Genomic DNA, 14,047 nt, shown 5'->3' with positions numbered 1-14,047 from the left:
GGGAAGCAGACATTTAGAACCTGAATTAAAGGGTTCGGCAGCACATGGGTATGCCGCCGAACCAGCAATTAAGCGACCTGCAGATACTTCGTCTGACGACGGCCGCGACGCAGGGCAGCTCCAATGCTTCCAAAACCGACGAGCATCAGTGCCCATGTGCCGGGCTCAGGCACTGCGGCAGCCATAGGGCTGTTCAGCACGACATTGTCTAGAACGAAGCCTCCGTCGCCTCCTATGCCATCGAAGACAACGCGGTCGACGCTCGCACCAAAGCCCAAAACGGTCGTGAGGCTACCAAGAGAGCCTGAGATTGAGCCGACTTGCTGCCCACCAAGGAAACCCGTCACGGTATAAGATTGACCGAAGTAAGAGGCGATGTCGAACGATGAGAGAGTGAATGCAGATCCGTCGAGAGCTGAAGAAAGCTCTGCGTGTCACGATCGTTCATGAAAACCCCTGAGGTGGTTCCCGGAACGGAGTAGTTCGGTCCGCTAATCTCATGAAAGTGCTGCTCCTGTCCGGCTACGTTGCCAATGACGAAACCGCTTCGCGTGATTGGCGAGCTGTAAATCGTGTTCTCTTGGCCCTCAAACGTCAGAACTGTCTGCGCGTGAGCAATTTGCGGAACCGTCGCAGCTATCACGGCTGCCAATGCAAGACCCTTGGATAATTTCATGAACTGCTCCCCCGTGAGATTTCGAAAGAATTGCTTGGTAAACAGGAATTAAACAAGCTAGCAAGTGACGTCCTCGAGTCATGTGTCAGAACGAAACAGGTTAGTTCGTTGGCTCGGATTTGCGGGGCGAATGTCCGCCCCGGTTCCAAGCGGACGTTCGCTTCCAATATCCGCGATGGGTCGGAAGCCGATATTCAACCGACAGTTGATTGAGCGTCTGCATCCGGCGCGGGCTGGAATGGGCGGATCGAGCGCGTGCGACCTCGGCATCCCGGAGCCGCACTGCCGCGTTAGAGCGGCATGTCGGATAGCATCGAGAGCCTGTACCGGAGAATGGAGCGTGCCGCGCTCGCCCTGGATTTCGAGGAGGCGAAACGCTGTCGCGACCAGATCGCGCTGCTGCGTGGCGGGGCGACGCCGGACGAAGCGGAGCGCGCCGATTTTGCCGGACTCGAGCGGCAGGAGCCTGGCGCCATGGGGCTGGGCACCAGTCAGCAGCGGCTCACTCCTCCCCCCGGCTGGAAGCCACCGGCCAAACCCGATCCGCTGACCGCCGGGCGGTCGTCGAAAGGTCGCCGACGCCGACCATGACCGCCGACGCGCGCGAGACGGTGCTGACGCTGCTCGAGTCCCGTCTGTCGAACGGCACGATCTGCCCCAGCGAGGTAGCGCGCGCGATGGCCTACGGGGCTGACTGGCGCGAGGCCATGCCGGCCGTTCATTCGGCGGTCGATCGCCTGCTCGAGGAAGGAGCGATCCGGTTGAGCTGGAAAGGACAGCCGCTGACCTCGCGCACCGGTCCTTATCGGATCGGAACCGGGACGGCGGGGCGAAAGTAGCCCAGGCCTGCCGTTCCTGCGGCGCTCCCCGAAAAGGCCGTGAAGTTTCTGTGTCGCGGAGGCTGGAGCGGGTGAAGGGAATCGAACCCTCGTCGTAAGCTTGGAAGGCTTCTGCTCTACCATTGAGCTACACCCGCGGAGCAGCGGAACACCGCCAGTCAGCGCCGCAGGCGACCGTCCGGATGGCTCCGGCCTGGGCCTCATGCGTCTGGCGGCCGATTGCCACGACATGGGGCCGGTGGTCAACATCGAGCGTGCGAACGGCGCCGCGTCGCCCGCGCAAAGGCGTTCAGCGCCGCGCGACCACCCTCAATAGCGCTCCGGTGGCGCGGTGAGCTGACCCGATGGGACTTTTGCAGAACCGCGCACCTGTATCATAAGCATGCGGGGGCATTCGCCCTCGCTGCATCCTCCCACGCCCCAGCTCCGGACAAGGCCGCCGCCCACGTGACCACCGCCACCACCCCATCCGGCGCCATGCTCATCGGCGAGCGCGCGCCGTGGTTCTGGGCCGGCTGCGCGGCGATGGGTGCCGGCGTGCTGCTCCACCTGCCGATGCTCGTGATGGCGCACCGCATGGGCAACCACCTGTCGGGCATGCCGATGGACCCGGAGATGCTGGTCGGCATGGCGCTGATCCTAGTCGGCGTTCCGCTGGCCTGCTGGGGCGCCCTGCCGAAGCATCGCATCCGCCGCGGCGAGGCTGCGGCGCAAAGCTTCCAAGCGCCCGACGACATGCCGCTCAACCGCTGGCACCTCATCACCCTGCTCGTCCTGACCCTCGGCCTGGTGATCGACGTGATGAAGCCGGCAACGCTCGGCTTCGTGCTCCCCGGCCTACGCGGGGAATATGGGATCAGCCCGTCTGAGGCCGCGCTGTTGCCGCTGACCGCGCTGACCGGGACCACCGTCGGCTCGTTCCTGTGGGGCTGGCTGGCCGACGTCTATGGCCGCCGCGTCTCGATCCTGCTTTCCACGATTCTGTTCGCCTCCACCGCCATCTGCGGCGCGATGCCCAGCTTCGAGTGGAACCTCGTCATGTGCTTCCTGATGGGCTGCTCGGCCGGGGGCATGCTTCCGGTAGTCTACACCCTGCTGACCGAGATCATGCCCCCGCGTCACCGGAGTTGGCTCCTGGTGCTGGTCGGAGGCACCGGCCTCGTCGGCGGCTATCTCGCGGCCAGCGGCGCCGCCCACGCGCTGGAGCCGACCTACGGCTGGCGCGCCCTGTGGCTGCAGGGCTTCCCGACCGGTCTGCTGCTCCTCGCCTTGGCTCGCTTCATCCCCGAAACCCCGGGCTTCTTGCTCGCGCAAAACCGCACCGCCGAACTGCAGCAGATGGAGCGGCGCTTCGGCCTTCGATCGGTGCCCCACGCCCCCGCCACCACCCCGCACAAGCCTGCGCTCGGCAACGCCGCACTCACCACCGCGCTGGTCGTCGCCGCCCTTTGTTGGAGCTTCGTCAACTTCGGGCTGCTGCTGTGGCTGCCGTCCGACCTCCAGGCCCGCGGCTACAGCGCGGGAATCGCCAGCGGCCTGCTCGCCAAATCCTCGCTGATCGCGCTTCCGACCATCGCCATCGCCGCCTTCACCTACACACGGGTCAGCAGCAAGTGGACGGTGGTCGCCACCATCTTCCTGACCACGCTGGGCCTGGTCGGCGCCCTGCTCCCCGCCTCCCTGCTCAGTTGGGAACCGCTGCTGGTGGCGGTGATCGCGATCCTGATCGTCGGCACCAACGGCACCATCGCCGCCCTGCTGCCCTACACCGCCGAAAATTATCCGACCCGGGTCCGTGGCCGCGCGACCGGCCTCGTCGCCGGAAGCAGCAAGTTCGGCGGGGTCGCGGTGCAGCTGGCCGCGCTCGTCGGCTTCATCCCGACCCTGATGGGCGCCGCCGGGGCACTGCTGATCCCGACCCTGCTCTCCGCCGGGATGATCGCCTGGGCCGGCCGCGAGACCCGCGGGCGCCGCCTCCACGATCTCGACCAGCCGCCGGTCTAGCGCCGCATCGCGCCTCCTGCTTGCTGGCGCCCGCTCGCGGTGCGATGACGCAGGCCCAACCCCGGAAGCCCGAACCATGCCCGCCACCCCCGCCTGGCCCCCACGCAGCCTGGCCCGCCTGTTCGTCGATCAGCCGCTCGGCGAGGGCCAGGCCGTCCTGCTCCAGGACAAACCCGCCCACTATCTCGCCAACGTCCTGCGCCTCGGCGAAGGCGCCGAACTGCTGCTGTTCGACGGTCGGTCGGGCGAATGGCAGGCGGCGATCGAGGCCGCGCACAAGAAGAAGCTGGTGCTTCGCGTCCAGCGCCAGACCCGCCCGCCCGAGACCCTCCCCGATCTCACCCTCGCCTTCGCCCCGGTCAAGCGCGCCCCGCTCGAATGGCTGGTCGAAAAAGCGACCGAGCTCGGCGTCGCCCGCCTCCAGCCGGTGATCACCCACCGCACCGTGGTCGAGCGCCTCAATCCCGACCGCCTGCTCGCGATCGCGGTCGAAGCCGCCGAGCAATGCGGCCGCACTCGGCTTCCCGAACTGCTCCCGGCGATCAAGCTCGACACCCTGCTGGCCGCCCCGCCAGGCCCGATCCTGTTCGCCGACGAAACCGGCGGCGTCCCCCTCGCTTCCGCTGTCCGGCCCGGTCCGGCCACTCTCCTGATCGGCCCCGAAGGCGGCTTCACGCCCGAGGAGCGCGAGCGCATCCTTACCGCAGGCGCCACCGGCGTCGGCCTCGGCCCTCGCATCCTGCGCGCCGAAACTGCCGCGCTGGCGGCCCTAAGCCTGTATATGGCGGCGGCCGGGGATTGGCGCTAACGGCGCTGCATGACCACGCGCACCGACCTTAGCGACAGCCCTCTCATCGAAGGCCGCGACGACCTGCTGTCGGTGTTCAGCGGCGGCGAGAAGCCGAAAGCCGACTGGCGGATCGGCACCGAACACGAGAAGTTCGTTTACCGCCTCGCCGACCACCGCGCGCCGTCGTGGGACGAGCCCGGCGGGATCCGCGACCTCCTCATGGGCCTGACCGAGTTCGGCTGGCGCCCGGTGCTGGAAGACGGCAAGGTCATCGCCCTTTCCGGCAGCGACGGCACCATCAGCCTCGAACCCGCCGGCCAGCTCGAGCTGTCGGGCGCCCCGCTCGCCACGCTCCACGACACCTGCGCCGAAGCCGGCCGCCACCTCGAGCAGGTCAAGGCGATCGGCGACCGCCTCGGATTGGGCTTCCTCGGCCTCGGCATGTGGCCCGACAAGACCCGCGCCGAACTGCCGGTGATGCCCAAGGGCCGCTACGCAATCATGCTCCGCCACATGCCGCGGGTGGGTGGCCTGGGCCTCGACATGATGCTTCGCACGTGTACCATCCAGGTCAATTTGGACTATAGTTCCGAAGCCGACATGGTGAAGAAGTTCCGCGTCGGCCTGGCCCTCCAACCGCTCGCCACCGCCCTCTTCGCTAATTCCCCGCTGACCGAGGGCAAGCCCAACGGCTTCAAGTCCTTCCGCTCTCACATCTGGACCGACACCGATCCCCACCGCACCGGCATGCTGCCGCAGGTGTTCGAGGACGGCTTCGGCTACGAAAGCTACTGCGACTACGCACTCGACGTGCCGATGTACTTCGTCATGCGCGACGGCCGCTACATCGACTGCGCCGGCGAAAGCTTCCGCGCTTTCCTCGACGGCAAGCTGCCCCAGCTTCCTGGCGAAAAGCCCACGATCGCCGACTGGACCGACCACCTCTCCACCGCCTTCCCCGAAGTCCGCCTCAAGAGCTTCCTCGAGATGCGCGGCGCCGACGGCGGGCGCTGGGGCCGGATCTGCGCCCTTCCCGCTCTGTGGGTCGGGCTGCTCTACGACCAGGGCGCGCTCGATGCCGCCTGGGACCTCGTCAAGCATTGGACCATCGAGGAGCGTGAGGCCCTGCGCTCCGCGGTTCCCGCCCAGGCGCTCGAAGCCCCGGTCCCCGGCGGCGGCACAATGCGCGAGCTTGGCGCCCGGGTACTCGACATCGCCTCGTCCGGCCTGTCCGCCCGCGCCTGCCTCGACGGCGGCGGGACCAACGAGACCGGCTTCCTCGACCCCCTGCGGGACGTGATTGCCACCGGCATCACCCCCGCCGACCGCCTCCTCGCCTGGTACAACGGCGAGTGGAACGGCGACGTGTCCAAGGTCTACGACGAGCTGAGCTTCTAGAACCCCCGCACCCCCGGCCGCGCCGTTCGCCCACCACCGCTCAATTCATGCAACGCCCACACCATCGCGTCCGCGCGATCGGGCGACCCGGCACCCTCGTAGCCAGCCGTCGTCAGGTGGCAGAGTTCATTCTCCAGCTCGGCGAACCGCCCCGCCAGCCCGGCTTTGCCGTTCTCGAACAGCATCGCCATCGGCTCCGCCCGCGCCGCCTTGCCGACGCTGGCGTGGACCTTGCGCACCGGCAGGTGGAAGTCAGCCTGGGCCAGCACCTGCAACACCATGTCCCCGCCGTTGTTCGCCTCCGCCACCACCCGGTCGGCACCCCATACCGCCGCCGCGTCAGCGACCCGCGCCGCCCAGCCCGCCGGCGACAGCCCGCGGCAGCTGAGGTCGGCCAGCACCAGCAGCCGGCCGTCCGCCGCCTTGCCACACACCACGATCCCGCACGCATCGCCGCCGCTTGTCGCCGGTGGATCGACCCCGATCACTACCCGCACCGGCTCCCCGCTTCTGCCGTCGCGCACCCGCGTCTTCTCCAGCGTGTCGCGGGTCCACAAGGCATTCTCCGCCTCGCCGGTCAGCTCCCCGTCCAGCTCGCGCAGGCCCAGCCGCGTGCCCCGGTACAGCGCCTCCATCCGGCGATGCCACCCTTCCGGCAGGTCGAGGTTGTCCGCGGTCCGCCCCCGCGTCACCTGTGTCCCCGGCTGCTCGGCGATCTCGACCAGCAGCGCATCATTGCCCGGGGTCGTGGTCACCACCGTCCTCGGCTCATCGCCCAGTCGCAACCCCAATTGCAGGTTGCTCCACGCGCCCGTCGCGTCGCTCCACTTGCCCAGTTCGTCGGCCCAGGCGAAGTCGTGCTGCGGCCCCCGCAGGCCATCACCATGCGCTCCGCTGTAAAGCGTCGCCACCGCCCCCGACCTGAACTTCAGCTCGTTGCGGCTCGCTAACCAGCGCGGTTCTTCGCCCGGCGGCGAACAGGCCAGGATCCCGCTTTCGCCATCGACCATGATCCGCCGCGCTTCCTCGATCGTCGCGCCGATCAGGGCGATCCGGCACCCGGGATTGCGGCGCGCTTGTTCAAGCACCCATTCCGCCCCGACCCGGGTCTTGCCGAATCCGCGCCCGGCCTGCAGCAGCCACACCGACCAATCGCCGGTCGGCGGCGCCTGGGATTCGCGCTGGAACGACGCCCAGGCCCAGGCCAGCCCGCGCTGGTCGGCCTTGGACAATTGCGCGATCGGCAACTTATCGCGCAGCCACTTGGGCGCATTGGCGATCTCGCGCAGTACCGCGCGTGGGCACACCTCCTCCGTCACCCTCAGCGCTTCCGCTCGAGCCGCTCCAGCCTTTCGAGCCGCCGTTCCTCCATCTCACGTTTGCGCTCCAGCCGCATCCGAATCAGCAGCGCCTGCAATCGCTTGGCCGCCTCGCCGGCATCGGACCGTTGCGGCTTGATGTCACCCAACTCCTTGCCGACGCTGCGCTCATGCTGCGCCACCAGCGACAGCAGGAACTTGGCATCCATCCCTGCAAGCGCGGCTCCATCCGTCTCGGCCGGGGTCGCCGCCCGCAGAAGCTCGAGCCCCCGACGAACCAGTTCGGCCTTCAGAAGGGCGGTCGCATGATCCTGCGCGGTTGCAAAGGCGATCCGAAACTGCTCGTCGTCGCGGCGCCGCTTGTAGACCGTGGACACCGCCACCCCGACCTGACGGGCCGACTCGCTGATGTTGCAGCTCTCCGCAAACAGGGCGAGAAACGCCTGCTGCCGCTCCAATCCGAACTCATTTGCCCGCTCGCCCCTGCGCTGCAATTCGCAGCCATTGCCCCCAACGATTCCCATCCGCTCGACCCATACAAACTAAGCGAATACGTTAGCCTATATGGTTTGTTTTGTCAAGGTTGTGGAGCTTGCTCGCACCCAGCGCGCGCCTAACCTACAACGGGCGCGTGTCCGCTCGTCCTCCCAAGTCCCTCAAGATCTATTTCGACGGTGGCGCCCGTCCGAACCCTGGCCCGTTCGAGGTTGCGGTAGTCGCGCGCGGCGTGGTGCACTTCTTCGACGACCTTGGTGAAGGCAGCAATGGCGATGCCGAATGGCTGGCTCTCTTAAAGGCGCTCGAAGTCGCCCATGCCCTCGGGGTGCAGGCGTTCGACCTGCTCGGTGACAGCCGCAGCATCATTGCCCAAGCCACCGGCACAGCGCCCTGCCGGACACAGGCGGAGCGCGAACAGCTGACCCGCTTCACCACGCTCGCCGCTGCCGCTGCGCCGCGCCGCATCCGCTGGATCCCCCGCGCGCAGAACCTGGCCGGGATCGCCCTTGCCGGGCGCCGTCGCTAAGTCGAAATGAAAGCTGCTCGGCCGATCCGGCCCAGGCTCTAGTTCAGCCTGCGACGCCGCCGTACCAGCGCCGGGGCCAGCTTGCGCTCGCCCACCAGCAGGCGCCCGATGATCGAGCGAGCCTGGAACGTCAGCACGATCATCGACAGCAAGGTGAGCCACCCGACCAGTCGGAACGACAGTCCGAACTGCCCCGCCAGCAAGGTGGCGGCGACGGGCACGCCGAAGATGACGGAAACGATGGCGAGCGCGCCGAGGATGCTGCGAAGTGTCTGCACACCGGCATATCGCTTCGGAGGGCTTGATAGTTCCAACGTTCCGTTCATCGCCGTGAACAATCGCCTCGGCACAGGCCGTCACATCCGCAGGAAGCGACCAACCTTCGCCTTCAGCAGCTGGATCAGCTCGTCGTCCATGAACGCATAATCATCCGGTATGTCGAGGCAGATGATGCGGGCATTCCCGAGGTCGCCCCGGTACCTCTTCTGCAGCTTGGTCCGGTGCGCCTTCTCCATCACGAAGATCAGGTCCGCCCACCGGAGAAGCTCCGGCGTGATCGGGTTTTCGGCATCGTTGTTGGTCCCGGCCGATGAGACGTTGAGGCCGGGGTGCAAGGCGAAAACCTGCTCGGCCGTGGGGCTGCGCAAGCGGTTCTGACTGCAGACGAACAGGACGTTCTTCACCACACGCTGGTGACGCGCCATCGGCATGGCCGCAAGGGGTCACCGTGCATTACGATCGGCTCACACCGTGGGCAGACCCTGCTTCGACTGGCCCCAGCCCTTCAGTCCCTTGCTCCCCGCCCGCTCCAGCAGCAGTGCGGCGTCGCGGATGGTGAAGCGGTTCGCTCCCTCGATCCCGTCCAGTTCCTCCCACGACACCGGCGCAGCCACCGGCGCTCCTTCGCGGGCGCGGGCCGAATAAGGCATCACCGCGGTCGCGCCGCGCTGATTGCGCAGCCAGTCGAGGAAGATGCGTCCCTTGCGTTGGTTCTTTCGGATGTTCGCGGTGAACGTTTCCGGTTCGGCCTCCGAGATCGCGCGGCTGAACCGCTCGGCAAAGCTCTTGACCCCCGGCCATTCCGCCTCCTGATCGAGCGGGGCGATGACGTGGATTCCCTTGCCGCCCGACAACAGCGGGAACGTCTCCAGCCCCAGATCGGCCAGCAACTCGCGCAGCCGCACCGCCGCCGTCTTCACCCGCTCGAACCCAAGCCCCTCGTCGGGATCGAGGTCGAACACCAGCCGGTCGGGCTTCTCCAGCGGATCGATCCGGCTCCCCCAGCCATGAAACTCAATCGTGTTCATCTGAACACATTCCAGCGCCCCGACCGCCTCCTCGACGTAGAGATAATCCTCTTCCGTCGTGCCCGCGCCCTCGGTGACCGGAATGCGGAGCACATGCTCGCCCATCGACCCGGTGTCATGCTTTTGGAAAAAGCACTTCTTGGCCCGTCCCGACGGACAGCGGATCAGCGTCATCGGCCGCTTGGCCAAGTCGATCAGCAGCAGGTCCGCCACCGCCGCATAATAGTCGGCCAGTTCGCCCTTGGTCAGTCCATCCTCGGGAAAGATCACCTTTTCCGGGCTGGTCAGGCGCAGCTGGAAGTCGGCGGCGGTGCACAGCTTGGTCGCCTTTCCGCCCTTGCGGGCCGGCGCCGCCACCGGCTCGGGCGTTTCCAGCACCACCTGCTTCGCGGACTTGTCCTCGCGCAGCCCCAGGAAGCTTGGATGCCGCAGGATGCCGTCGCTGGTGAACTCGGTATAGGCGATCTCCGCCACCAGTTCGGGCTTGATCCACGTCGATCCGCGCAACGCCGTCCGCGGCACCTCCAGCGGCGACTTGTCCAGCTTCAGCGGCGCCATCCGCTCGGACAGGATTTCCAGCGTCGCGCTGTCGAACCCGGTTCCGACCTTGCCGACATAGCGCAGCGTGCCGTCCTGGTTCACGCCAAGGTGCAGCGAGCGGAATCCGCGCCGCTTGTCGCTCGCCTGCCAGCCGACGATCACGAACTCCTGCCGGGCAATGCACTTCACTTTCAGCCAGCATTTGGTCCTGACACCTCGATACGGCGCATCGGCCTTTTTCGAAATGATCCCTTCGCCCCCATCGGCGCAGATCTTCTCGAACAATTGCTCGCCCTTGCCGACCACATGGTCGCCATAGATGAGCGGCCCAGGCACCCCCTTCATCAGCGCCGCCAGCCGCGCCTTGCGCTCTAGGTTGGTGAGCTTGCGGATATCCTCCCCGCGATCGACCAGCAGGTCGAAGGCGTAGAAGGCGAGGTCGGGCCGCTCCTGCCCCTTGCCGCCCTTCACCGTCGCCTGCAGCATGCCGAAATTGGGCTTGCCCGCGGCGTCCAGCGCCACCGCCTCGCCGTCGATCAGGCACCCGGCCGGAAGACTCGCCGCCGCCGCCTCGGTCAGCTCGCCGAAGAAGTCGCTCCAGTCCTTGCCGTTGCGGGTCCACGCCACCGCCGCGCCCTCGCCGGTGCTCAGCAGCAGCCGATAGCCGTCATATTTATACTCGTGGATCCACCCGCTGCCGGTGGGCGGATGGTCGGCCAGCGTCGCCAGCTGCGGGTCCAGGAAAGCGGGCGGCGGCGGCGTCACCTTGCGCTTGGTCCGCCCGCCATTCTTCCCCCGCCGGTTCGACTCCCACACGTCCTCGCCGGCGGCGATCTCGGCCATGCTGCGCCCGCTGTCGACGCTGGTCAGGCACTGCTCGACCAGCGCCTCGCCCTCGTCCGGAGCGGCCGCCTCGTCGGTGACCTTTTTCAGCATCCAGGCCTCGCCCTTCTCGCCGGGTTTCCCCTTCATCCGGAACATCACCCACTCGCCTTTCATCCGCTCGCCCTCGAGCGTGAAGTGCAGATGACCCTCCTCCAGCGTCTTGCGCGGGTCCTTGTCGGGGTGCGGGATCCACTGCCCGCGATCCCACAGCATCACCGTACCGCCGCCATATTCGCCGGCCGGAATGATCCCTTCGAACGTCCCATAGTCGAGCGGATGGTCCTCGGTCCGCATCGCCAGCCGGTTTACCGCCGGATCGAGGCTCGGCCCCTTGGGTACCGCCCAGCTCTTCAGCACCCCGTCCAGCTCCAGCCGGAAGTCCCAGTGCAGCCGGCTCGCGTCATGCTTCTGGACGACGAAGCTGTCGCCCTTGCCCTTGAGCTTGCGCCCCTTGGGCTCCCCCGTCTTCGCAAAGTCGCGCTTGGCATTGTAGGTCTCGATATCGAGACCCTTGGGGGCGGGCTTGCGGGTCGTAGCGCGGGCCATGGCGGCCTACCTCTTGCCCCCGGCCGCCTTGCGCGGGGTGGCGGGCTTGCGCGCCGGCGCCGCCTTGGCCGCGGTCTTTTTCGCCGCCGGTTTCTTGGGCGGGGCGGCGCCGCCGTCATTGTCGTTGCTCTCGCCCAGGCTCTTCTTCAGCGCCGCCATCAGGTCGACCACATTGCTCTTCTTAGGCGGCTCCTTGTCGCCGGCATCCTGGATGACCAGCCCGCCGCCCTTCTTCTTGCGCTTCTCCTCGATCAGCCCCTTCAGCGCGTCGACATAGCGATTGTGGAACTCGCCGGCGTCGAACTTGCCGGTCTTCTTGTCGATCAGCGAGGTCGCCAGCTCGAGTAGGTCGGCGTCGGGCTCGGCATCCTCGATATCGCGGAAATAGCTCGACGCCTTGTTGAGCTCGTCGGCATAGCGCAGCGTCTCCATCAGGATCCCGCGCCCGCACGGCTTGATCGCGACGACATATTCCTGCCCGCGCATCGCCAGTTGCCCGATTCCAACCTTGCGGGCCCGTCGAAGCGCCTCGCGCAGGACGATGAACGCTTCTTCCGCCAAGTCGTCCGCCGGGACCACGAAATAGGGCTTCTCGTAATACAACGCGTCGATCTCGTCGGCATCGACGAACTGCGCCAGCTCCAGCGTCTTGCGGCTCTCCAGCTTGACGCTTTCGATCTCCTCGGGCTCGAGCAGGACATATTCGCCCTTCGAAATCTCGAACCCTTTCACGATGTCGTCGGCGCTGACCGGACCCACACCCGGCGCGACCTTTTCATACTTGATGCGCTTGCCGCTCGGCTCGTGGATCTGGTGAAAGGAGATACTCGCGCCCGATTTGGACGCGGGAAAGATCTCGACCGGGATCGAGACGAGTGCGAGGCGGATCTGTCCGCGCCAGCTGGGACGAGCGGCCATGGCGTCTTGCTCCTGAAGATCGTTTCGTGCCTGAATCGCTTGGGAGAGGCGCGCGGTTCCGTTAGGATCGCGCGATGGTCAATCCCGCTATCAACGCCGCCCTGATCGCCGCCGCCGCGCAGCAGCAGGCGCTGACCGACACCCACATCACCGGTCCGCTGAGGAAAGGCGGGGCAACCAGCGCGCGCACCGCCATCCCGCTCGATCTGTCGGCCAAGGGCACCGACAAGCTCCTCGCGGGGCTGATCAAGCGCGGGCAGGTCCGCTCGGCCGGCGCCGGGCGCTACTGGCTGGATGAGACCGCAGTGGCCAGTGCCAAGGCGCGCGGCACCCGCGTCGCGCTGATCGTCATTGCCGTCCTGCTCAGCATCACCGCCAGCCTGGTCGCGCTGATCGCGGCATAAGGCTCAGGCGGAGCCTTCGGCATCCAGCGCATAGCCGGCGCTGCGCACCGTGCGGATCAGGTCGGGCTCGCCCAGCGCCAGCCGCAGGCGGCGGATGTGGACGTCGACCGTGCGAAGCTCGATCTCCTCGCTGTGCGGCCACACCGTCTCCAGGAGCTGCTGGCGCGAGAACACCCGCCCGGCATTCTCCAGGAAGTGCCGCAACAGACGATATTCGGTCGGCCCCAGCGACAGCGTCTTGCCCTCGCGCTTCACCCGGTGGGCGGTGAGGTCCATCTCCAGCCCGGCATAGTCCAGCGTCTCGGCCGCCAACGCCGGACGCACCCGGCGAAGCACCGCGGCGGCGCGCGCCACCAGCTCCTTGGGGCTGAAGGGCTTGGTGATGTAATCGTCGGCGCCGGTCTCGAGCCCGCGGACGCGGTCGTCCTCCTCGCCGCGCGCGGTCAGCATCAGGATCGGCAGGTTGGCGGTGCTCGGCCGCCGCCGCAGCCGCCGGCACACCTCGATCCCGCTGATCCCCTCGATCATCCAGTCGAGGACCATCAGGTCCGGGCGGATCTCCTCGGCCAGGATCAGCGCTTCCTCGCCGTCCCCGGTGCGCTCCACGACATAGCCTTCGCGCTCGAAATGAAAGGTGATCAGCTCGGCCAGCGAGCGATCATCCTCGACCAGCAGGAGGCGGCCGCGCGAGGCCATCAGAGCGACACCGCCTCGGCACCCTTCACGCGATCGGCCATCTGCTGCCCGGTCGCGGCGTAATAGACCATCTCGGCAATGTTGGTGGCGTGGTCGCCGACCCGCTCGAGGTTCTTGGCGACGAACAGCAGGTGCGCCGCCTGGCCGATGTTGTGAGGGTTTTCCATCATGTGGGTGAGCAGCGTGCGGAAGATGCTGTCGTAGAAATCGTCGACCGCCTTGTCGCGCTCGCACACCTGGAGCGCCGCCTTGGCATCGCGCTGGACGAAGGCGTTCAGGACGTCGTGCACCATGCCGACCGCGATCCGCGCCATTTCGGGCAGCAGCGACAGCGGCTCGATCTTGTTCGCGCCTTCCAGCACGGGCACGCGCTTGGCGATGTTCTTGGCATAATCGCCGATCCGCTCGACCACGCCCGAGATCTTGAGCGCCGCGACCACGTCGCGCAGGTCGCCGGCCATCGGCGCGCGAAGCGCAATCAGCTGGATCACCCGGCGCTCGGTCTCGGCCTCCAGCTCGTCGATCTTCTTGTCATCCTCGATGACCTTGATCGCGGCGTCTCCGTCGCGTTCTGAAAGGCAGCGCATCGCCTCGATGATGGCATGCTCGGCCCGCCCGCCCATCTCGGTGATGAGCGCGCGCAGCCGGTCGAGATCCTCGTCGAACGCCTTGAGCGTATGTCCTTGGCTAGCCACGTATAC

16 protein-coding genes and 1 tRNA gene are annotated in these 14,047 nt (G+C 67.1%); 7 read left to right on the top strand and 10 right to left on the bottom strand.

The genetic code is table 11. The features are described 5' to 3' along the window. Nucleotides 1–68: 68 nt before the first annotated feature. Entirely contained in the window at nt 69–185 is a 117-nt protein-coding gene (locus M1K48_RS11890; RefSeq protein WP_257794181.1) for a PEPxxWA-CTERM sorting domain-containing protein, read from the bottom strand. 791 nt (nt 186–976) lie between these two features. Between M1K48_RS11890 and M1K48_RS11885 the strand changes: the two genes are divergently transcribed. Beyond that, on the top strand, nt 977–1,267 hold the full coding sequence (locus tag M1K48_RS11885; protein ID WP_249503417.1) for a UvrB/UvrC motif-containing protein: 291 nt from the start codon (nt 977–979) through the stop codon (nt 1,265–1,267). Next, nucleotides 1,264–1,515: a DUF3253 domain-containing protein gene (locus M1K48_RS11880; protein ID WP_249503416.1), complete on the top strand. Its 252-nt coding sequence runs from the start codon at nt 1,264–1,266 to the stop codon at nt 1,513–1,515. The genes M1K48_RS11885 and M1K48_RS11880 overlap by 4 nt, the downstream gene beginning before the upstream one ends. A gap of 63 nt (nt 1,516–1,578) precedes the next feature. Here M1K48_RS11880 and M1K48_RS11875 read toward each other — a convergent pair. Beyond that, a tRNA-Gly gene (locus tag M1K48_RS11875) sits at nt 1,579–1,652 on the bottom strand. 310 nt (nt 1,653–1,962) lie between these two features. Between M1K48_RS11875 and M1K48_RS11870 the strand changes: the two genes are divergently transcribed. The 3 genes from M1K48_RS11870 (at nt 1,963) to M1K48_RS11860 (ending at nt 5,707) form a co-directional block, all read left to right on the top strand. After that, nucleotides 1,963–3,519, top strand: a complete 1,557-nt coding sequence (locus M1K48_RS11870; protein WP_249503415.1) for an MFS transporter — start codon at nt 1,963–1,965, stop codon at nt 3,517–3,519. Nucleotides 3,520–3,595: 76 nt separating this feature from the next. Beyond that, nucleotides 3,596–4,327, top strand: a complete 732-nt coding sequence (locus M1K48_RS11865; RefSeq protein WP_249503414.1) for a 16S rRNA (uracil(1498)-N(3))-methyltransferase — start codon at nt 3,596–3,598, stop codon at nt 4,325–4,327. Nucleotides 4,328–4,336: 9 nt separating this feature from the next. Next, complete coding sequence (locus tag M1K48_RS11860) at nt 4,337–5,707, top strand: glutamate--cysteine ligase (RefSeq protein WP_249503413.1); 1,371 nt, start codon at nt 4,337–4,339, stop codon at nt 5,705–5,707. Here the strand turns inward: M1K48_RS11860 and M1K48_RS11855 are convergent. Then, nucleotides 5,704–7,026, bottom strand: coding sequence for a DNA-packaging protein (locus M1K48_RS11855; RefSeq protein ID WP_249503412.1), 1,323 nt, complete (start codon nt 7,024–7,026; stop codon nt 5,704–5,706). The genes M1K48_RS11860 and M1K48_RS11855 overlap by 4 nt on opposite strands. Nucleotides 7,027–7,028: 2 nt before the next feature. Then, nucleotides 7,029–7,550 carry a hypothetical protein gene (locus M1K48_RS11850; RefSeq protein ID WP_249503411.1) on the bottom strand — a complete coding sequence of 174 codons (522 nt, stop codon included), beginning with the start codon at nt 7,548–7,550 and terminating at the stop codon, nt 7,029–7,031. A 107-nt stretch (nt 7,551–7,657) separates the two neighbouring features. Between M1K48_RS11850 and M1K48_RS11845 the strand changes: the two genes are divergently transcribed. Next, nucleotides 7,658–8,050 carry a reverse transcriptase-like protein gene (locus tag M1K48_RS11845; RefSeq protein ID WP_249503410.1) on the top strand — a complete coding sequence of 131 codons (393 nt, stop codon included), beginning with the start codon at nt 7,658–7,660 and terminating at the stop codon, nt 8,048–8,050. A 38-nt stretch (nt 8,051–8,088) separates the two neighbouring features. Here the strand turns inward: M1K48_RS11845 and M1K48_RS11840 are convergent, their stop codons facing one another. The 4 genes from M1K48_RS11840 to ku all read right to left on the bottom strand — a co-directional run bounded on the left by M1K48_RS11840 (nt 8,089) and on the right by ku (nt 12,246). Continuing rightward, complete coding sequence (locus M1K48_RS11840; RefSeq protein WP_249503409.1) at nt 8,089–8,328, bottom strand: hypothetical protein; 240 nt, start codon at nt 8,326–8,328, stop codon at nt 8,089–8,091. A 78-nt stretch (nt 8,329–8,406) separates the two neighbouring features. Beyond that, nucleotides 8,407–8,733 (bottom strand): low molecular weight protein tyrosine phosphatase family protein, encoded by a 327-nt coding sequence (locus tag M1K48_RS11835; RefSeq protein WP_249503408.1) that lies wholly within the window; start codon nt 8,731–8,733, stop codon nt 8,407–8,409. A gap of 60 nt (nt 8,734–8,793) precedes the next feature. After that, nucleotides 8,794–11,328 carry a DNA ligase D gene (gene ligD / locus M1K48_RS11830; protein ID WP_249503407.1) on the bottom strand — a complete coding sequence of 845 codons (2,535 nt, stop codon included), beginning with the start codon at nt 11,326–11,328 and terminating at the stop codon, nt 8,794–8,796. A 6-nt stretch (nt 11,329–11,334) separates the two neighbouring features. Further along, nucleotides 11,335–12,246, bottom strand: a complete 912-nt coding sequence (gene ku / locus M1K48_RS11825; protein ID WP_249503406.1) for a non-homologous end joining protein Ku — start codon at nt 12,244–12,246, stop codon at nt 11,335–11,337. A 74-nt stretch (nt 12,247–12,320) separates the two neighbouring features. Between ku and M1K48_RS11820 the strand changes: the two genes are divergently transcribed. Next, the gene (locus M1K48_RS11820) at nt 12,321–12,650 is read left to right on the top strand and encodes a hypothetical protein (protein WP_249503405.1); all 330 of its coding nucleotides are present in this window, start codon (nt 12,321–12,323) and stop codon (nt 12,648–12,650) included. 3 nt (nt 12,651–12,653) lie between these two features. Here M1K48_RS11820 and phoB read toward each other — a convergent pair whose 3' ends face one another. Both phoB and phoU read right to left on the bottom strand, forming a co-directional pair. Next, nucleotides 12,654–13,346: a phosphate regulon transcriptional regulator PhoB gene (phoB, locus tag M1K48_RS11815; protein ID WP_249503404.1), complete on the bottom strand. Its 693-nt coding sequence runs from the start codon at nt 13,344–13,346 to the stop codon at nt 12,654–12,656. After that, on the bottom strand, nt 13,346–14,041 hold the full coding sequence (phoU, locus tag M1K48_RS11810) for a phosphate signaling complex protein PhoU (protein ID WP_249503403.1): 696 nt from the start codon (nt 14,039–14,041) through the stop codon (nt 13,346–13,348). Before phoU ends, phoB begins: the two co-directional genes overlap by 1 nt. Nucleotides 14,042–14,047 lie beyond the last annotated feature (6 nt).

Origin of the sequence: Sphingomonas glaciei (genome assembly GCF_023380025.1) — a bacterium.
Lineage (GTDB): Bacteria > Pseudomonadota > Alphaproteobacteria > Sphingomonadales > Sphingomonadaceae > Sphingomicrobium > Sphingomicrobium glaciei.
Note: the sequence above shows the minus strand (reverse complement) of the source record. Positions and strands in the feature narration are given on the sequence as shown.

Excerpts from the sequence above, each read along its gene's own strand:
- M1K48_RS11880 (WP_249503416.1), top strand. The coding sequence starts at position 1,264 with ATGACCGCCGACGCGCGCGAGACGGTGCTGACGCTGCTCGAGTCCCGT.
- M1K48_RS11850 (WP_249503411.1), bottom strand. The coding sequence starts at position 7,550 with ATGGGAATCGTTGGGGGCAATGGCTGCGAATTGCAGCGCAGGGGCGAG.
- M1K48_RS11820 (WP_249503405.1), top strand. The coding sequence starts at position 12,321 with ATGGTCAATCCCGCTATCAACGCCGCCCTGATCGCCGCCGCCGCGCAG.
- M1K48_RS11890 (WP_257794181.1), bottom strand. The coding sequence starts at position 185 with ATGGCTGCCGCAGTGCCTGAGCCCGGCACATGGGCACTGATGCTCGTC.
- phoB (WP_249503404.1), bottom strand. The coding sequence starts at position 13,346 with ATGGCCTCGCGCGGCCGCCTCCTGCTGGTCGAGGATGATCGCTCGCTG.
- ligD (WP_249503407.1), bottom strand. The coding sequence starts at position 11,328 with ATGGCCCGCGCTACGACCCGCAAGCCCGCCCCCAAGGGTCTCGATATC.
- ku (WP_249503406.1), bottom strand. The coding sequence starts at position 12,246 with ATGGCCGCTCGTCCCAGCTGGCGCGGACAGATCCGCCTCGCACTCGTC.
- M1K48_RS11860 (WP_249503413.1), top strand. The coding sequence starts at position 4,337 with ATGACCACGCGCACCGACCTTAGCGACAGCCCTCTCATCGAAGGCCGC.
- M1K48_RS11885 (WP_249503417.1), top strand. The coding sequence starts at position 977 with ATGTCGGATAGCATCGAGAGCCTGTACCGGAGAATGGAGCGTGCCGCG.
- M1K48_RS11865 (WP_249503414.1), top strand. The coding sequence starts at position 3,596 with ATGCCCGCCACCCCCGCCTGGCCCCCACGCAGCCTGGCCCGCCTGTTC.